The 18,099-nt window shown below is 68.4% G+C and carries 17 protein-coding genes; 10 read left to right on the forward strand and 7 right to left on the reverse strand.

The annotated features are described in order from the left end of the window. Positions 1 to 152: 152 nt before the first annotated feature. The 4 genes from ACFCV3_RS21650 to ACFCV3_RS21665 all read left to right on the forward strand — a co-directional run bounded on the left by ACFCV3_RS21650 (position 153) and on the right by ACFCV3_RS21665 (position 5,843). Complete coding sequence (locus tag ACFCV3_RS21650; RefSeq protein ID WP_376032386.1) at positions 153 to 749, forward strand: DUF4126 domain-containing protein; 597 nt, start codon at positions 153 to 155, stop codon at positions 747 to 749. Next, complete coding sequence (locus ACFCV3_RS21655) at positions 749 to 2,074, forward strand: phytoene desaturase family protein (protein ID WP_376032388.1); 1,326 nt, start codon at positions 749 to 751, stop codon at positions 2,072 to 2,074. The genes ACFCV3_RS21650 and ACFCV3_RS21655 overlap by 1 nt, the downstream gene beginning before the upstream one ends. A gap of 92 nt (positions 2,075 to 2,166) precedes the next feature. Further along, positions 2,167 to 4,383 (forward strand): HelD family protein, encoded by a 2,217-nt coding sequence (locus ACFCV3_RS21660; protein ID WP_376032390.1) that lies wholly within the window; start codon positions 2,167 to 2,169, stop codon positions 4,381 to 4,383. Positions 4,384 to 4,400: 17 nt separating this feature from the next. After that, positions 4,401 to 5,843, forward strand: coding sequence for an alpha/beta hydrolase (locus tag ACFCV3_RS21665; protein WP_376032392.1), 1,443 nt, complete (start codon positions 4,401 to 4,403; stop codon positions 5,841 to 5,843). Here the strand turns inward: ACFCV3_RS21665 and ACFCV3_RS21670 are convergent. Next, positions 5,840 to 6,370 carry a histidine phosphatase family protein gene (locus ACFCV3_RS21670; protein ID WP_376032394.1) on the reverse strand — a complete coding sequence of 177 codons (531 nt, stop codon included), beginning with the start codon at positions 6,368 to 6,370 and terminating at the stop codon, positions 5,840 to 5,842. The genes ACFCV3_RS21665 and ACFCV3_RS21670 overlap by 4 nt on opposite strands. Before the next feature lie 16 nt (positions 6,371 to 6,386). Continuing rightward, complete coding sequence (gene metF, locus ACFCV3_RS21675) at positions 6,387 to 7,304, reverse strand: methylenetetrahydrofolate reductase [NAD(P)H] (RefSeq protein ID WP_376032396.1); 918 nt, start codon at positions 7,302 to 7,304, stop codon at positions 6,387 to 6,389. A 57-nt stretch (positions 7,305 to 7,361) separates the two neighbouring features. Here metF and ACFCV3_RS21680 point away from each other — a divergent pair, with 57 nt between their 5' ends. Continuing rightward, the gene (locus ACFCV3_RS21680; RefSeq protein ID WP_376032398.1) at positions 7,362 to 8,432 is read left to right on the forward strand and encodes a polyprenyl synthetase family protein; all 1,071 of its coding nucleotides are present in this window, start codon (positions 7,362 to 7,364) and stop codon (positions 8,430 to 8,432) included. Here the strand turns inward: ACFCV3_RS21680 and ACFCV3_RS21685 are convergent. From ACFCV3_RS21685 to thiE, 3 genes are read right to left on the reverse strand one after another with little or no spacing between them, the layout of a single operon-like run. Beyond that, positions 8,429 to 8,863 carry a barstar family protein gene (locus tag ACFCV3_RS21685; protein WP_376032400.1) on the reverse strand — a complete coding sequence of 145 codons (435 nt, stop codon included), beginning with the start codon at positions 8,861 to 8,863 and terminating at the stop codon, positions 8,429 to 8,431. The genes ACFCV3_RS21680 and ACFCV3_RS21685 overlap by 4 nt on opposite strands. Then, positions 8,860 to 9,282, reverse strand: a complete 423-nt coding sequence (locus ACFCV3_RS21690; protein ID WP_376032402.1) for a ribonuclease domain-containing protein — start codon at positions 9,280 to 9,282, stop codon at positions 8,860 to 8,862. Before ACFCV3_RS21690 ends, ACFCV3_RS21685 begins: the two co-directional genes overlap by 4 nt. Next, positions 9,279 to 9,926 carry a thiamine phosphate synthase gene (gene thiE, locus ACFCV3_RS21695; protein ID WP_376032404.1) on the reverse strand — a complete coding sequence of 216 codons (648 nt, stop codon included), beginning with the start codon at positions 9,924 to 9,926 and terminating at the stop codon, positions 9,279 to 9,281. The genes ACFCV3_RS21690 and thiE overlap by 4 nt, the downstream gene beginning before the upstream one ends. Positions 9,927 to 9,968: 42 nt before the next feature. Between thiE and thiO the strand changes: the two genes are divergently transcribed. From thiO to ACFCV3_RS21720, 5 genes are all read left to right on the forward strand, one after another. Then, positions 9,969 to 11,111: a glycine oxidase ThiO gene (thiO, locus tag ACFCV3_RS21700; RefSeq protein WP_376032406.1), complete on the forward strand. Its 1,143-nt coding sequence runs from the start codon at positions 9,969 to 9,971 to the stop codon at positions 11,109 to 11,111. 110 nt (positions 11,112 to 11,221) lie between these two features. Beyond that, positions 11,222 to 12,199 (forward strand): LysM peptidoglycan-binding domain-containing protein, encoded by a 978-nt coding sequence (locus ACFCV3_RS21705; RefSeq protein ID WP_376032408.1) that lies wholly within the window; start codon positions 11,222 to 11,224, stop codon positions 12,197 to 12,199. A 101-nt stretch (positions 12,200 to 12,300) separates the two neighbouring features. After that, positions 12,301 to 14,253, forward strand: a complete 1,953-nt coding sequence (pknB, locus tag ACFCV3_RS21710; protein ID WP_376032410.1) for a Stk1 family PASTA domain-containing Ser/Thr kinase — start codon at positions 12,301 to 12,303, stop codon at positions 14,251 to 14,253. 49 nt (positions 14,254 to 14,302) lie between these two features. Then, positions 14,303 to 15,184 (forward strand): DMT family transporter, encoded by an 882-nt coding sequence (locus tag ACFCV3_RS21715; protein WP_376032412.1) that lies wholly within the window; start codon positions 14,303 to 14,305, stop codon positions 15,182 to 15,184. Between the two features lie 8 nt (positions 15,185 to 15,192). Next, positions 15,193 to 16,374: a glucoamylase gene (locus ACFCV3_RS21720; protein ID WP_376032413.1), complete on the forward strand. Its 1,182-nt coding sequence runs from the start codon at positions 15,193 to 15,195 to the stop codon at positions 16,372 to 16,374. Between the two features lies 1 nt (position 16,375). On the opposite strand, the gene ACFCV3_RS21725 is transcribed toward ACFCV3_RS21720, so the two are convergent. Continuing rightward, complete coding sequence (locus ACFCV3_RS21725) at positions 16,376 to 17,446, reverse strand: glycoside hydrolase family 172 protein (protein ID WP_376032415.1); 1,071 nt, start codon at positions 17,444 to 17,446, stop codon at positions 16,376 to 16,378. Between the two features lie 40 nt (positions 17,447 to 17,486). Next, positions 17,487 to 18,011, reverse strand: coding sequence for a hypothetical protein (locus tag ACFCV3_RS21730; protein WP_376032417.1), 525 nt, complete (start codon positions 18,009 to 18,011; stop codon positions 17,487 to 17,489). Positions 18,012 to 18,099: the final 88 nt, after the last annotated feature.

Genomic DNA, 18,099 nt, shown 5'->3' on the forward strand with positions numbered 1-18,099 from the left:
TTCTCCTGACCCGAGGGCGGGGGCTGCCGGTCACACAGGCTGGCAGTCTGATCACTGTTAGTCGAGGCGACCCGCGCTGTCAACGGTTTACCAAGACTCGCCCTTCAGAGGTTCGATTCTGACGAAAAGGTAGGCCGGTGGAAGCATTACCGTTGGCGTTCACAGCGGGCTGGGCCAGTGGGGTCAACGCCTACGCGTGTGTGCTGATTCTCGGTCTGCTCGGCCGGTTCGCCGGGGCCGAGGACGTGCCCACCGCACTGACCAGCAACGGCGTGCTGATCGCCGCCGCGGTCCTGTTCGCCTTCGAGTTCGTCGCGGACAAGATCCCGTACATCGACTCGGCCTGGGATGCGATCTCAACGGTGATCCGGCCGACCGTCGGCGCGATCATCGCGGCCCTGATGTCCGGCGAGGCGAGCACCCTGCAGCAGGCCGCGATCGTTGCCACCGGCGGCCTGACCGCCCTGCTCTCGCATGCGGTGAAGTCCAGTCTGCGGCTCGCCATCAACACCTCCCCCGAGCCAGTCACCAACATCGCCGCGTCGTCCGGTGAGGACGTCGCGGTCGCCGGTGTGATGTCGCTGGCCGCGTTCCATCCGGAGATCGCCCTCGTCATCGTCGCCGTACTGCTGCTGCTCGGACTCATCGGGGTGTACGTCGCCTTCCGGTTCATCCGGCGTGGCTGGGTGCGGTTCAAGGCCTGGCGCGACAAACGCGGTGATCCGGCAACCGGGAGCAGTGCTGTCTGATGGCCGAAGTGATTGTCATCGGGGCCGGGCTCGCCGGTCTCGCCAGTGCGGTGCGGCTGGCCAAGCTCGGCCATAGCGTCACCATCTGCGAGCAGGACGAGCGGCTGGGCGGAGTCCTCGGCCGCATCGAGGCGGACGGCTTCCAGTGGGACGCCGGAGCCTCCAGTACGACGCTCCCGGCCGCTCTGCGGGACTTGTTCCGGAAGAGCGGCCGACCGATCGAGAGTCTGGTTCAGCTCGAGCCGGTGCTCGACGCACGTCGGCACATGTTCGCTGATGGCTCTGTGCTCGACCTGCCCCTGAACGACCGTGGCACTCAGCACGAGGCTTGGACAGACTTGGCCGGCGCACAGGTCGCGCAGCAGTGGACAGATCTGGTCGACAGCTACGCCGATACCTGGCAGCTCCTGCGCACTACGTCGCTCGAACCTCCTCTCGAGGGTGAGCTTCCGTTCAACCACCGGCTGCCGCTCAGCACAGTGCGCGCGCTCAAGCCGTGGCAGTCGCTGGAGAAGGTCGCCCAGCGCCGCCTCTCCGACGAACGCGCACGCGCCGTACTGCGGCACTTCGCCGCCCAGGGTGGATCGGATGCGACGCTCACCCCCGGCTACGTCGGCGTGTGGTCGTATCTGGAGCGCACTTTCGGCAGGTGGACCATCCCCGGCGGATTCGGCGCTATCGCGGACGCGCTGGTGCAGCGAGCCAGCGAACGCAAGATCACGGTCCGCACCAACGCCGAGGTGGTCGCTGTCGCTACCAAGAGCGGTGCTGTCACCGGTGTGCGGCTCGCTGACGGTGAGGAGCTGACCGCGGACATCGTGGTCAGCGACATCGACCCCCGCGACCTCTACGGCCGGTTGGTCGACGACTCCGCCGCCAAGAAGGTGCGCAAGCGCGTCCTGGCGACCCACCAGGCCCAGGCGGCGTACGTCGTACACCTCGGTCTGCAGGAGCCCGTACCGGCGCTGCCCTTCGAGACTGTCCTGCACGGTACGCCGACCGTCGTGGTGCGCACGGGCGGTCAGGCACCCGCTGGACACCAGGCGTGGTCAGTCCTGGTCCACGGCTACCCGACAGACGACGTACTGGACCTGCTGGTCGCCCGTGGCCTGCACATCCGGGACAAGGTGGTCTCCCGCCAGGTGTCCCCGTCCTGGTGGGCCGGAGTGGCCTGGGAGGGCTACCGAACCGCCCGCCGCCGAGCCGGCAACGTCTCCCCCGTGAAGGGCCTGTACTGCGTCGGAGCCGGCGCCCACCCCGGATCCGGCGTACCCGCGACCACTCTGGGCGCCGCCATAGTCGCTGACGCGATCGGGAAGGCCTGAGCCCCGTCTGCGGTTGATTCAACGAGGCGCACTAAGATTGGACGTTCTTGTGTTTCGTGTCGGGGCGGTGCCCGGCAGTAGAGAGGATCTCGGTGGATCAATCCCCCCTGTCAGCCGACGACGACAACGTCGAGCGGGCTGAGCTGGCGGCTGAGCAACAGCATGTCGACCGGGTGTACGACCGGGTCGATGTGGCGGCTCGATCGGCATCCCGGATCGCGGTGGACGGTCACGCGCGGGCCCAGGCCCAGAACGTGGGCCGGGTCCGTGAGGAGGAGCAGACGGGTCTGTACGAGCGGGATGTGCTGGTGTTCGCGGCCGCCCGCCGGATCGCGGAGCTGGACGCGGAGCACGAGGGCCTGGTCTTCGGGCGGCTCGACTCCGACCAAGGCGACGACCAGCCGGCCGCGACGGCTGCCAGCGAGCTCGAGAGCCTGTACGTCGGCCGGATCGGGGTCCGCGACGCCGAGTACGAGCCACTGGTCATCGACTGGCGGGCACCGGCGGCGGAGCCGTTCTACCGAGCGACCGGGACGGATCGGCTGAAGGTCGTCCGCCGTCGCGTGCTGCGGAACAAGGGTCCACGCATCATCGGGATCGAGGACGACCTGCTCGCGCCGGAGCGCGCACCGGAGGACCTGCCGGTGATGGGCGAGGGCGCACTGATGGCGTCGCTGTCGCGGGCCCGTGGTCACACGATGCGCGACATCGTCGCCACCATCCAGGCCGAGCAGGACCGGGCCATCCGGGCACCTGCCCGCGGAGTCACCGTGATCGGCGGTGGGCCGGGCACCGGTAAGACGGTGGTCGCCCTGCACCGTGCGGCGTTCCTGCTCTACAGCGACCGCCGCCGGTTCGAGCGTGGCGGCGTTCTGGTGGTCGGCCCGTCGGCGGCGTTCATGGCCTACATCGAGCGCGTCCTGCCGAGCCTTGGTGAGAACACCGTCTCCCTGCGCGCTGTGGGCGAGCTGGTCGACGGTGTGAAGGCCACTGCGGTCGACGACGCCGATGCGGCCGCAATCAAGGGCTCGCTGCGGATGCGCGGCGTACTGTCGCGTGCTGCGCGGGACCGCGTCCCGAACGCACCGACCACGCTGCGGGTCTTCATTGGTGGTGCCACTGTCGAGGTGGACACCAATCAGCTCGACAACGTCCGCCGCAATGCTCTGCGTCGCACTCCGCGCAACCGGGCCGCGTCCGAGGCCCGCAAGGGTCTAGTGGCCGCTCTGTGGCAGCGGTTCCCGGAGGACCTGCGCACCGGTGTGTACGGCGACCGTGAGGCGTTCGGTGACCGTGTCACCGACACCCCGGCGTTCCGGACGTTCTTCAACCAGTGGTGGCCGGTGCTGACACCAGAGTCCGTGCTGCGCTGGCTGGGTGACCCACGCCGGTTGCAGCGCTGGGCTCGCAACGAACTGACGCCGGTCGAGATCGAGACGCTGGCTGCGGCGATCCGTAGTACGGACGACTTCACCGTCGCCGACGTGGCGTTGCTGGACGAGCTCAGCACGTACCTGGGCCGCCCGCCGGTCCAGGAGTCCCGGGACGAAGAGTTCGACTGGCTGGAAGGTCTGTCGGACGGTGTGAACGAGGTGCTGACTACGTCCGAGCGCCGGGCGCGTGCCGCGGCGGCCAGGGATGCCGAGGAGCCGGACGACTACGCGCACGTCCTGGTGGACGAGGCGCAGGACCTCTCGCCCATGCAGTGGCGGATGGTCACCCGGCGCGGTCCGCAGGCCAGCTGGACGATCGTCGGCGACCCGGCGCAGAGCTCCTGGCCGGATCCGGACGAAGCCCGTGCGGCGATGGACTCGATGCTGTCGCACCTGCAGCGGCACAGCTTCCGGCTGTCCACCAACTACCGCAACTCGGCCGAGATCTACGCGTTCGCCGGTGAGGTGATCCGGCAGACCCTGCCGGACGCCGACCTGCCGAACGCGGTCCGCGAGACAGGTATCGAACCGGAGCACCGGATCTTCGACGCCGGCAAGATCGCGGAGGCCGCCGGTGACGCCGCAGCCGAGCTCCTGCAGCTCGTCGAAGGCACAGTCGGTGTGATCGTGACGCCGACGCAGCGTCCGGCCGTGGAGCGAGTGCTGGCCGAGATCGGAGACCCCCGGGTCGTCGCCCTCACCCCCTTGGAGTCCAAGGGCCTCGAGTACGACGCCGTCGTGGTGGTGGAGCCGGACCGGATCGTCAGCGAAACACTGGGCGGCGTTCGGGCGCTCTATGTCGTCCTGACTCGCGCTACGCAGCGCATGGTTACAGTGAACAGCACAACCCATTGGCTGCCCGCCCGCGCCTCCTGACCCAGGAGAAGTGCGTCTTGACCAAGGTTCTGCGCGCGGCCGCGATCGGCGTTGTCGTCGTATCGCTGGCCGCGCAACTCACTGCCCCCGCTACAGCCGCACCGACCAAGCTCAAATGGGGTGAGTGCCCGCCTGACTCGGGCGCTCAGCGTCAGACCGCCTGCGCGACGCTGAAGGTCCCACTGGACTACGCGAAGCCGAACGGCCGGCAGATCACGCTGACCATCTCCGGTGTCGGCAGTCTCAGCGCGAAACGCTTCCTGCTGGTCAATCCGGGCGGACCGGGTGCGTCCGGCATCGGCACCGAGCAACTGGTCAACCACGGCCTCTCGGACAAGCTCAGCGACCAGTACGCCGTGTTCAGCTTCGACCCACGCGGAGTCGGCAGCAGTACGCCGGTCGACTGCGGCGACTTCAGCAAGCTGATCAAGCACCCGGCACTCCCCTACCAACCGGCGAGTGCGAAGCAAGAGCAGCAGCGCATCCAGCAGGCGAAGCAGGTTGCGGCGCAGTGCGGTAGCAAGGCCAAGGACCTGCTGCCGTACATCACTACCGACAACACCGCCCGGGACATGGACCGGATCCGCATCGCGCTCGGGCGCGACAAGATCGACTACCTGGGCTACTCGTACGGCTCCAAGCTCGGCGCGACGTACGCGACGATGTTTCCGCAGCACACCGGCCGGATGATCCTCAACAGCGTGGTCGATCCGCTGGTGTCGACGTACCGGACCGGCTATGAGCAGGACCCGGCTCTGCAGGCCCGCGTGCAAGCGATGTTCCGGTGGATCGCCGAGCGTGACAAGACGTATCACCTGGGCAAGACGGCGAAGGCCGTCCAGGCGGTGTGGGACAAGCTGCGCAGCGACGTGGCCAAGAAGCCGGCCGGAGGACGTGCCGGGATCGCCGAGGTCGACGACCTCCTCGCGTCCGCTCTCTACACCGACGACCAGTGGCCGGACACGGCCGACGCCATCGCGCAGTACCGGCGCGGTAACCCGTCCGGCGTTCTATCGCTCACCGACCAATTCGCACTGCAACCGGTGGATCCGGCCCAGCTGGCCTACAACTGCACCGATCCCGGCTGGCCACGGAACTGGAGCGCCTGGCACTGGGAGACGTCCATCGCGGCGCACCGCGCGCCGTACATCGCTTGGTTGAACACCTGGTACAGCGCGCCCTGCGCCTTCTGGCCGGTCGGTCCGGTGCAGCAGACCAGGATCGGCTCGGGCAACCTCCCGCCGATCCTGTTGATCCAACCGCGGTACGACGGGCCTACTCCGTTGGTCGGCGCACGCCGGATGCACCTGGTGCTCAAGGGATCACGGCTTCTGATCGAGAACGGCGGCAACCACGCGACGTACCTGATCCGGAAGAATCCCTGTATCGACGCCAAGGCCGAGAAATACCTGCTCACCGGGCAGCTACCGGCTGACGGCAACTGCCCTGCCAGCACTTAGCCGCGGGGGACGACGTACGACACCAGGTCGGCGTCGTCCGCCGACAGGTCCGCCCAGCGGCAGGTCAGGTGCAGGACGGTCAGTCCGGACGTCGGGTACTTCTGGGTGAGCTGGACGCGCTCCGGGCTGGTCCCGTCCAGGGCCAGCTCGTCGGCCAGCCACGGGATACCCGGTGCGTGCCCGACCATGATCACGGTGCGGGCCTCGGCCGGTGCCTCGCGGATGACGTCCAGGAGCTCGACGGTGTCGGCGTTGTAGATCTGCCGGTCGTACCAGACGTCCGTGGCGGTCGCACCGGCCTCGGCGGCGTACTGCCAGGTCTCCCGGGTGCGCTGCGACGGTGAGCACAGGACCAGGTCCGCTTCGATGCCCTGGGCAACGAGGTACCGGCCGGCCGCGGCGGCGTCCGCGCGACCGCGGTCCGCGAGCGGCCGCTGCAGGTCCGGCATCGACTCCGGCGGTACTGCCTTGGAGTGGCGGAGCAGGACGAGGGTGCGATCGACCAGCAGGTCGGACGGGTCAGCCATCCGCCCAGGATAGAGCTCAGGAGGCGACGTGGCTGCCCAGGTTCTGGAAGACCTGCCGGGTCGCCGTCGAGCGGTTCAGAGTGATGAAGTGGATCCCCGGTGCGCCACCGGCGAGCAGTTGCTCGCACAGCTCGGTCGCGATCTCCACACCCACCTGCCGCACCGCGGCCGGGTCCTCCTCGACCGCCAGCAGGCGGTCGGTGACCGGCTTGGGCAGCGCCATCCCGGTCAGCTCGGCCATCCGCTGGATCTGCTTGATGTTGGTCACCGGCATGATGCCGGGCAGCACGGGGATGTCACAGCCGAGCGCAGCGGCCCGGTCGACCAGCCGGAAGTAGTCATCCGCGCCGAAGAACATCTGGGTGATGGCGTAGTCCGCACCGGCCTGTGCCTTGGCCGCGAGCACCTGCGCATCTGCCTCCAGCGACGAGGCCTCCGGGTGCTTGTCCGGGAACGCCGCCACGCCGACGCAGAAGTCGCCCAGCTCACGAATCAGCTCGACCAGCTCGACCGCGTGGTTCAGCCCTTGGGGGTGTGCGACCCACGGCTGGTTCGGACCGCCGGGCGGGTCTCCGCGCAGTGCCAGCATGTTCCGTACGCCGGAGCCGGCGTACGCACCGATCACCGAACGCAGCTCGTCCCGGGAGTGCGAGACGCAGGTCAGGTGACCGATCGGCGTCAGCGACGTGTCCTGCGCGACTCGCTCGGTGACGCGGATGGTCCCGTCCCGGGTAGTGCCGCCGGCGCCGTACGTGATCGAGACGAAGGTGGGGCGCAGCTGCTCGATCTCGCGCAGTGAGCGCCACAGCACCTCCTCGGCCTCGGGAGTCTTCGGTGGGAAGAACTCGAAGGAGAAGGAACGGTTCCCACTGGCCAGCAGCTCACGGACAGTCGGAGTACTGCCGGGGAGCGTGGAGGGAAGTCCGTTGGCCATGCGCCAAGGTTACCCGCGCCGTCGGCGTCGGTGCAGTGACCGACTACGCTCCGAGACGTGTATGGCGAAGTGGACATCCCCCTCGAGGTCCAGCGCGCGCTGACCGGCTTCCTGGACCTTCAGCAGCAGCGCCTGACGGCCATCGGGCCGGAGCTGGCCGAGGTCGTGCAGGCCGCCCGGGACGCGACCAGCGGCGGTAAGCGGCTGCGACCGGCGTTCTGCTACTGGGGCTTCCGTGCCGCCGGCGGTGACCCGGCCCAGCCGATCCTGACCGCGGCAGCCAGCCTGGAGATGCTGCACGTCAGCGCTCTGGTGCACGACGACGTCATGGACTCTTCTGATGTACGGCGTGGCGCCCCGGCCGCGCACCGCCAGTTCGAAGCGCTCCAGCGGGCCAGGTCGGAGGCATCCGGCCGTGGTGGCGATCCGGTGAGCTTCGGCGTCGGTGCGGCCATTCTGCTCGGCGACTTGTGCCTGATCTGGGCAGACGAACTGATGCACACCTCCGGCTTCGACGCGGCCGCGTTGGCTCGCGCCTCGCGCTTCTTCGACTCAGTGCGCGTCGAGGTGACCGCAGGGCAGTACCTGGACCTCGTTGCCCAGGCCAGTGGCGAGTCCGACATGGACCTGGCGCTGCGCGTCCTCCGCTACAAGTCCGCAAGCTACACCGTCGAGCGGCCACTCCACGTCGGCGCAGCACTCGCCGGCTGCGACCAACAGCTCATCGACGCGCTCTCGGCGTACGGACAGCCGATCGGTGAGGCGTTCCAGCTGCGCGACGACCTGCTCGGCGTCTTCGGCGACCCGGCCCTGACCGGCAAGCCCGCCGGCGACGACCTCCGCGAAGGCAAGCGCACCGTCCTGGTCGCCTACGCGGTCGACCACGCCTCCGAGGTCCAGCTGGCCGAGTTCGACCGCCTCTTCGGCCGCCCCGACCTCGACGACGACGAGATCCAGCTGCTCCGCGAGATCCTGCAGGACTCCCGCGCCGTACAGGCCTGCGAAGACCTGATCACCGAGCGCACCGAAGACGCCCTGGACGCCCTGGATCGCGCCCCTCTGGCCGACGACACCGCCCGAAAGGGTCTGACCGATCTGGCGATCGCCGCAACGTCCCGCGTGCTCTAGAGCGACGGCAGCGCAGTGAGCAGGGCCGGGGTGTCTGCCTTGGGCTGCTCGTGGATGAGGAAGCGGAGCTGGCCGGAGTTGGCGGTGTCTTCGGTGAAGATCTGCAGGGCTACGTCGACGGTGTCGTGGTCGTGCTCGAGCAGGTGGTCGAGGCCGGTCCAGAGGACGATTTCGGGCTCGCCGGTGGAGCGGTCGCTCAGGGAGTCCGCGAGGGCGTCCCAGTTGCGGCCGAACCAGCGGGGGAAGTCGAAGGCGGTCGCACAGAGGTCCAGGAAGCCAGCTTTGTCGTGGACGTCGGTGGTGTCCAGCAGGACGAAGTCCCAGCCTGCTGCGGCGACTTCACGCCGTACGTCGTCGGTGCTGCGACTGGACTGCCAGCGGTAGACGCCGGGGCGCAGGCCCTCGGTCAGCAAGGCACGCAGGTCGGTCATCGGTTGTCCTCCGCGATCCGGCGGAACGATGCATAGTGGTCGTCGGTGTAGTAGCGCTCGTCGCTCTTGCCGGTAACGATCCGGCGGGCGCCACGGTCCCGCTCCCCCGGCGTCTTCACGGTGTACTCGTGGTAGTAGCCGTTGTTCTGCTTGGGCAGGAGCTTCTCGCGGTTGCCGAAGACCACACCGTCGCGGTTGTACGGGTACGGGCCGCCCTTGTCGATCAGCTTCAGGGTGTCCTGCGCTTCCTTGGGCAACTCGGTCACTGCAACGAAGCGCAGGCCGCTGACCGGATCGACACTCGGCGTCGACGACGGCGTCTTTGCCGGTGCGCAGCCGAACAACGAGGCGGCCAGCGTGATCACCAGCATCGCGATCAGCACGATCGCGACGATGCGGACGGTCTTCGGGTTCGTCACCCGGCACCCCGCAGCCGCCGGCTGAACTCGGCAGCTGCCGCGCCCGGGTCGTCAGCCGCAGTGATCGCCCGTACGACGACCACTCGGGTCGCACCGGCCGCCACAACCTCGTCCAGCCGTTCGAGATCGATACCACCGATCGCGAACCAGGGCTTTGATTGCTGGCGGCTTGCCGCATAGGAGACCAGCTCCAGCCCAGCCGCCTGGCGGCCCGGTTTGGTCGGGGTCTCCCAGGTCGGGCCGACGCAGAAGTACTCCGACCCCTGCTCGTCCACGGCTGCGTTCACCTGGCTGAAGGTGTGACATGACCGCCCGATGATCGGATCCGATCCGATGACAGCCCGGGCCGCGTGCACCGGCAGGTCGCGTTGCCCCAGGTGCAGTACGTCGGCTCCGGCCGCAAAGGCGATGTCTGCCCGGTCGTTCACCGCCAGCAGCTTGCCGTGCCGTCTACACGCGGCCGCGAACACCTCCAGCGCCGCAAGCTCGTCAGCAGCCTCCATCTCCTTCTGACGGAGCTGCACGATGTCGACGCCGCCTGCCAGCACGGCGTCCAGGAACTGTTCGAGGTCGCCCTGCTCCTCGCGCGCGTCGGTACACAGGTACAGGCGGGCGTCCTGCAGGCGGTCCGTGGACTCAGTCACACGACACAGCCTGCCATGCCGCACCGGACGTAGGGTGACGGCATGCCTGAGCACACGTCCGATGTGGTGGTGATTGGCGGCGGGCTGATCGGTCTGGCGACCGCCTGGCAGCTGGCGGTGGACGGTCTGCAGGTGACGGTCTGCGACCCGACTCCGGGCGAACAGACCTCCATAGTCGCCGCCGGCATGCTCGCTCCGGTCACCGAGGTCGAGTACGGCGAGGACGACCTGCTCGCGCTCAACCTGGCCGGTGTCGACGCCTGGCCCGATTTCGCCGCACGGCTCGAGGAAGCGACCGGCCTGTCCGCCGGACTGCACCAGACCGGCACGCTGTCGGTCGCGTACGACGTCGACGACGCAGCCGAGCTCCGCCGGCTAGCGGAGTACCAGCGCAACCTAGGTCTGGCCGTAGAGGTGCTGTCCGGCCGCGAGGCCCGCAAACGCGAGCCCCTGTTGGCCAACGGAGTCTCCGGCGGTGTCTGGGTCCCCGGTGACCACTCGGTCGACAATAGGCAGGCAGTCACCGCTCTCCTCCGCGCAGTCGAGGTCTCCGGCGTCACCGTGATCCGCCAGAGCGTCTCCCACGTCATCACCGCCGGTACGACGGCAATCGGCGTGCAGCTCGCGGACGGGACCGCCGTACATGCCGCGCACGTGATTGCCGCGACCGGACCGTGGTCGGCACAACTGAAAGGCGTGCCTGCTGAATTACGTGCTCCGGTGCGCCCGGTCAAAGGCGAAGTACTGCGGCTGCGCGTACCCGAGGCATATCGCCCGGCACTCAATCACACGGTCCGCGCCACCGCCCGCGGATTTTCGGTCTATTTGGTCCCCCGGCCCGGTGGCGAGCTGGTGGTCGGTGCCACGAGCAACGAGCTCGGCTACGACACCAGAGTGCTCGCCGGCGGTGTGTTCGCTTTGTTGCGCGATGCAAGGACCGTGCTGCCGGTCACCGACGAACTCGAACTGGTGGAGACGATCGCCGGACTCCGGCCGGCCACCCCCGACAACGCACCGATCCTCGGCCCGTCCGGCCTCGATGGGTTGCTCTGGGCAACTGGTCACTACCGCAACGGCGTACTGCTGACCCCGATCACGGCAGCGATCATCGCCGAGACCGTCCGCACCGGCGTCGTCCCGGATCTCGGTAAACCCTTTTTACGGAGCCGTTTCGGTCAGTTCTGACCTCACAATATAAACATTGAGTTACAGGCGTAACAATCACCCCATTCGCCTCTGTTGTCACATCCGTACCAGCACTTACGGTCAAGTGACGTGACACGGGGAGATGGACCATGCGAAATGTCGTACGTGTACTGACCGGAATCGCAGTACCGGTGCTGGCTGCCGGGGTGATCACCGCCGGGTCGCCGGGCTTCGGCGCCTACACGGTGAAGAGCGGTGACACGCTCAGTCACATCGCCAACCGCTACGGGACCAGCGTCCGGACGCTGGTCACCCTGAACAAGCTCCCGGGCAACGGCAACGCCATCTACGCCGGCGAGGTCCTGAAACTGCCCGGAGCCCCCAAGGCCGCGCCCAAGGGCCGGACCGCCGCCAAGACACCGGTCAAGCGCTCCCAGCTCCGCATGAGCCGGTACGTCGTCAAACCGGGCGACACGATCTCCAAGATCGCCAAGCGCTTCCGGTGCTCGCAGGCCAACCTGCTGGCGGCCAACCGGATGCGGTCCAGCGACCGCATCTTCGCGGGCAAGACCCTGCGGGTGCCGGTGAAGCTCAAGGCGAAGGCACCCAGGAAGAGCACGAAGAACAAGAACAACACCTTCGCCGGCCGCACCTACGCCGACCACATCGTCGCCCAGGCCGACCGCAACCGGGCCACCCTGAAGAAGCGCAAGCTCCCGACCCGCGCGCAGATGCGCACGCTGATCGTCGCGACGGCCAAGCGGTACGGCGTCGATCCGGAGCTGGCGCTCGCGGTGAGCTGGCAGGAGTCCGGCTGGAAGCAGCGCGTGGTCTCCCCTGCCAACGCCATCGGAGCGATGCAGGTGATCCCGTCCACCGGACGGTTCTCCTCGGGCATCGTCGGCCGCGACCTGGACCTGCTGAAGGCCCAGGACAACGTCACAGCCGGTGTGGTGCTGCTGGACCGGCTCACCGGTGCCGCCAAGCTCGACATCGCCGTAGCGGGCTACTACCAGGGCCTGGGCGGAGTGCGACGTAACGGGATGTACCCCGACACCAAGCTCTACGTGAAGAACGTCCTGCGCCTCAAGGGCCAGTTCGAGAAGGGCTGGAATCCGCTCAAGTGACCGTTTGACCAACCCGGACAGCGGTGCGCCTGGCACGGTCGACCTGGAGCCTTATCTACACTCTCTGGAGCAGAGGTAGCTTGAGAGGCGGCTCACCAGCAGTGACGGATGACGTGGACACGCAGGTTGGCGACCGCCTCGTCGGGCGTGTGCTCGACGGCCGCTACCGCGTGGGTGCACGGGTCGCCAGGGGTGGCATGGCCACCGTCTACCAGGCGCTGGACATGCGGCTGGACCGGATCGTCGCGCTCAAGATCATGCACGACGGTCTCGGTGACGACGCCCAGTTCGCGCGCCGCTTCGTCGCCGAGGCCCGAGCCGCCGCCAAGCTCTCGCATCCGAACGTGGTCGCAGTGTTCGACCAGGGGGACGACAACGGCACCCTGTTCCTGGCCATGGAGTACATCCCCGGCCGCACGCTGCGTGACCTGATCCGTGAGCACGCCCCACTCTCACCGGCCCGCGCACTCGACCTGCTGATGCCGATCCTGTCCGCACTGTCCGCTGCGCACGACGCAGGCATCGTCCACCGCGACATCAAGCCGGAGAACGTTCTGCTCTCCGACAGCGGCACAGTGAAGGTCGCCGACTTCGGTCTGGCGCGTGCGGTCAGTGCCACCGGCAACACCGCGACGCAGGGCCTGCTGATGGGCACGGTCTCCTACCTGGCCCCTGAGCTGGTGACCGACGGCAGTGCGGACGCCCGCTCGGACGTGTACTCGTCCGGCATCCTCCTCTACGAGCTGCTGACAGGTGACAAGCCACACAGTGGTGACACCCCGATCCAGGTTGCCTACGCCCACGTGCACGCGGACGTGCCCGCTCCGTCCCTGGTGCAGCCGAACATCCCGCCGTACGTCGATGCGCTCGTGCAGCGCGCCACCGCCCGGCAACGGGATCTCCGCCCGGCCGATGCGCGCGTGCTGAGCCGTCAGGTGCGTCGGGTCCGCAGTGCGCTCGAAGAAGGCCTGCCGGACGACCCTGAGCTCACTGGCGACCTGACTGTGCCGATCCAGCAGATCCGGCAGGACAGCGACTACGACGACGGCTACACGCGCGAGGTCACTCCGGTGACGCCGGTGAGTGTGCTCAAGCACGAGACGATCGTCGTACCGGTGGAGCACGGACGCCCTACTGGTCAGCCAGTACAGCGCAAACCAGTACGACGGCGGCCTAGCCGGGGGCTGGTCGCGCTCATCATCATCCTGCTGGCGGCCGTCGGTATCGGGACCTCGGCCTGGTACTACGGCGTCCACCGCTACACGACCGCACCGGATCTCGTGAAGCTGACTCCGGCCTCGGCTGCGATCGAGGCGCAGAAGGTGCAGCTGCGGACCACCCTGGCCAACCAGGACTTCTCCGAGGATGTTCCCAAGGGACAGGTGCTGTCCACCGACCCCAAGCCGGGTGAGCGGATCCGCAAGGACGGCGAGATCCAGCTGACCGTCTCCAAGGGACCGGAGCGGTACCGCATGCCTCAGCTCGCCGGTCTGGACCTGGACGCCGCCAACCGGGCAATCGCAGCGATCAAACTCGTGCAGGGCCAGATCAACGAGCAGTACAACGAGAAAGTGCCGGCCGGCCGAGTAGTTGCCTTCTACCCCCGGTTCGACATGGTCGTGGCGCCGGACACTGCGGTCAACTTCGTGGTGAGCAAGGGCAAGAAGCCGATCGCGGTCCCCGACTTCACCGGCAAGACCTATCGCGAGGCCAACAAGGCGCTGCGCAAACTCGGGTTCGTCGTCAACCGCACCGAGCAGTACGACGCCAAGGTGCCCGAGGGCGCTGTGATCAGCCAGACCCCGCGGGGCGGGACGCTGTACGCCAAGGACAAGGTGCAGGTCGTCGTCTCCAAGGGTCCGCCGCTGGTCGACGTACCGAATGTGAAGCGCAAGTCGGTCGCCGAGGCCCAGCAGATCCTCAAGCAGGCCGGGTTCGAGGTGAAGGTCGAGAAGGCAGCGCTGAACATCGGCCTGAACATCGTCGCCGCCCAGAACCCCGGCGCCGGCCAGAAGGTCCGCCCGGGCAGCACCATCACCATCACAGTCCTCTAGGCCGTCCTGCGTTTTGGTCGCCACCCGGGCGGGGTGATTAGCTGTCCGCGTGAATCGCTCGCGCCTTGCCGTACTGGCGCTGCTCGCCGTGGCGGCGGCGTGGGGATCGACGTTCTTCCTCACCAAGGACCTGCTCACGAGGATGGACGTCGCCGACTACCTGGCGTTGCGATTCCTGATCGCGGCGGTCGCACTGGTGCTGATCTACCCGGCGGCGATCGGCCGGCTGAGCCGCCTCGACCGTGGCCGGGCCGTTGCCCTGGGCATCACCTACGGCATTGCCCAGCTGGTGCAGACCGAAGGCCTGCGGCACACCGACGCGAGCGTTTCCGGCTTCGTCACCGGCATGTACGTCGTCTTCACCCCACTGCTCGCTGCGGTCATCCTGCGCCACAAGCTCGGCCGCTGGGCCTGGGTCGCTGTGGCTCTGGCCACAGTCGGCCTCGGCGTCCTGGCGCTGCGCGGCTTCAGCATGGGACCCGGTGAGCTGCTCACGCTGGCATCTGCGGGCCTGTATGCCTTGCACATCATCGGTCTGGGCGCCTGGTCCACACCGGAGAACGCCTTCGGGCTGTCGGCGCTCCAGATGGTCGTGATCACCTGCGTCTGCGCGGTCGGCGCCATCCCAGGCGGGTTCTCGGTCCCCAGCAACACCACGGACTGGATCAGCGTGGTCTACATGGCTCTGATCGCCGGTGCGCTCGCACTGATCGTGCAGACCTGGGCGCAGGCCCATCTGACGCCAACCCGGGCTGCGATCGCCATGACGATGGAGCCGGTGTTCGCCTCGTCGTTCGCGGTGCTGTTCGGCACGGAGAGTGTCACCTGGCGGATGCTGATCGGTGGTGCACTGGTCCTGTCAGCGATGTTCCTGGTCGAGCTGGCACCCCGGCGGAAGTTCGAAGCCGAAGTGCAGCACCTCGCCCAATAGGGGGTTCGATGCGGGACAACAGCGCGCGGCGGGTCCGGTGGTTCCCCACCGCGGCGATCGCCGTACTGCTGGCTGTCCTGGCCGGTGGTGGCGCGCTGAACCTCGACCACTACCCACAGCCCGGCCTGGTGGCCGACGGAGTGCCGCATCGATCCGGCCAACCCCACCGGGACCTCCGCGCCCAGGCCCTCGCCGATCTGGACGCGCTCACCCTGCCCAGTGGTGCCACGCTGGCCGGCTGGGACGGCCCCTGGCGCTATGTCTGGCCACGGGACGCGTCGTTCGTCGCAGCGGCCCGCTGCGCGGTCGGCCAGTACGCCGAAGCGGCGCGCGTGCTCGACTTCCTGGACCGGATCAAACCGGCTGAGGGGCGCTGGGAGGCCCGGTACCTCGAGTCCGGCAGACCAGTCGCCGACGGCCGCGAGCCACAGCTCGACGGCTCCGGCTGGGTGCCCTGGGCCACGTGGTTCTGCCGCAGCGGCGACCGGCACTGGGAGATGGTCCGGGAGTCCGCCGACCAGATCACCCGTGAGCTCGGGACGAACGGCCTCCCCGGTCCGTCACCCGACTACTGGGAGCGGCCCGAGTCCGAGGTCACCCTGGGCACGGTCGCGCCCCTACTGACCGGACTGCGTGCTGCGATCCGGATCGCCATGGAGCTCGGCCACACCGCCGAGGCGGACCGCTGGCAGGCCGCTCTCACCACGTTGTCCGCGGCAACCGAGCGCCACTTCGCACCGGACTTTCCGCGCACCCCGCCGTACGCGGAGAGCTTTTTGGAACCCGGACTGCCACCGGCCCGGCTAGGCGGTGGCGCCGACGCGATCGTCACCGTCCTCGGCCCACCGTTCGCTCCAGAGCGGGAGCTTGTCAGCCAGGCGATCACCAACGCCCGCGCGACCCTGACCCAGCCGAACGGCGGCCAGGACCCCGGCGAGGAGTGGCGGGCAGACGGCGTCTCCTGGACGCCGCAGACCGCCATGTTCGCCCTGAGCGCGGCAGCTCGTGGCGACCGCGCCACCGCTGCGGAGATCCTGAGCTGGCTCGATCACTACCGCACACCGAGCGGAAGCCTGCCGGAGAAGGTCAACCGCGACCACCAGCCCGCCGGCGAGGCTCCCCTGGGCTGGACCGCTGCCCTGGTCGTCCTCGCCGGTCAGGCCCTCGACAAGCCGCTACCGATCCCGTAAGTCAGCAGATCTCCATCACGTCGTGCACCGGTGCCTCAGGACGCGCCGTACTCGTCTGAGCCGAGTAGAAGAACGCAGTCGACGCAATGTCGTCCTGCAGCGGCAGGTAGCGCCCACCCGACCGCCAGCCAAGCGCCTGTACGTCGGCACGCAGCTTGGAGCGGAAGCGGATCGGATCCGGCAGGTGGAACCGGTACATGCCGAACCGCTGCTGGCTCGCGTACTGCCCGTCCGGCCGGATCACCTGCGGCATCCCGAGGTACGGCGTACTGAACTCGGTGTACCCACCCAGGTGCGGTACGTCGAAGTTCCACGCGCCACCGAAGTAGTCCTCCGTACCGGTACCGCAGATGGTCGGGAACTCCTCGTCCCCGTCCAGATAGAACTTCACCTCACCCTCACCCCACCAGCCACTGCTGTTGACGCCCCACGCGAGGTAGGTGCCCACGTAGTGGCCCGGGCCCTCCACACCGTCCAGCAGCGTGTGCACGGTCGCAGCCGCCAGCGGGTTGCTCCGCCGCCACTGCGCATGCAGGTACGCCGACTTGTCCGGTACGGCGCCCAACCAGTAGTCCACCTGGAAGTAGACGACCACCGTCTCGTCGTGGGTGTTCTCCAGCGTCAGAGTCGCCTGGGACTGGAACGGCATCTCCCAGTAGCAGTTGAAGCCGCCGTTCGGGTTCACGGCGACCGGGAGCGAGTTCACCTGGGCGAACTTGCCCCAGCCGGAGCAGAAGAAGTCCCCAACCGGCGTCTCGATCGCGGGGGCCTCATCGCCATCCCAGTGCGCCCGCAGCACCAGCCGCCGCCAGTGGTCCACATGCGTGGTCAGCCAGATGTGGGTGATCGCACCGGAACCGGTGATGTCGGCCAGGGTGGCGGTCTCCCCCGGGCCGATCTCGATCGACGGAGAGACCTTCCAGCCCTGACCGAGGTCGCGGGCCGCGTGGGCACCGGTCCCCTCGGTCCGCCGGCCGCCCTGACCTGGCTCGCCGGTCGGGTTCTCCGCGCTGATGGAGCGCGTCTCGACATCCACGAGCGCGCTGATTCCGGACAGGTTCCCAAGAGTCATACGGCGACCCTAAGCGATGAGAAATCGATTGCCCACCCCTTCAGCAGGGGCGAACCCTGGCCGTCAGCCCGACGAAGCTCAGGCAGGCCCACGGCCGTCCCTTGGCCGGATCCGCGCGCAGGATGAGCGGATAGGCGTCGGCACCCCGCACCTCAGGCGTCTTGTCGGTCGGCGGGCTTCCGACCGCGCCCCCACGAGCCGCCGCAGCCGCCTTCACGTCGTCGACCGAAACCACCGAGCTAGCCGCCTTCTCCGCGGCCACCTTGGCGTCCGTCGCGACCTGGAGTGCGAAGTCGATCTCCGGCGGACTCGCCCAGGTCGTGGTCGTCACCGGGAACACCACCCCGAACATCGCGAGGCCCACCGCGGCAATGATGCGCCGCAACCGCCGCTGCTGAGGGCCGGCCAGCAGTGCCGCACAGCACAGAGCCAGCGCGAGCGTCAGCCCTCGCAGGATCCAGTGCCGATCCAGTCGTAGATCCACCGCCAGCGCGGCGGCCACCGCCACCACGACACAGAAACCACCCGCAGCAAACGCCTGCACCCGCGAAGAGACCGCAACCATGCCGCAGACGATAGACGTCGGCCGGACTAGACCCGCCAGCGGTCGGTCAGCTCATCCGTACTGGGCGGCGGGCCGGGGAGCTCCGGCC

The organism is Kribbella sp. NPDC056345, assembly GCF_042262745.1.
Classification (GTDB): Bacteria; Actinomycetota; Actinomycetes; order Propionibacteriales; family Kribbellaceae; genus Kribbella.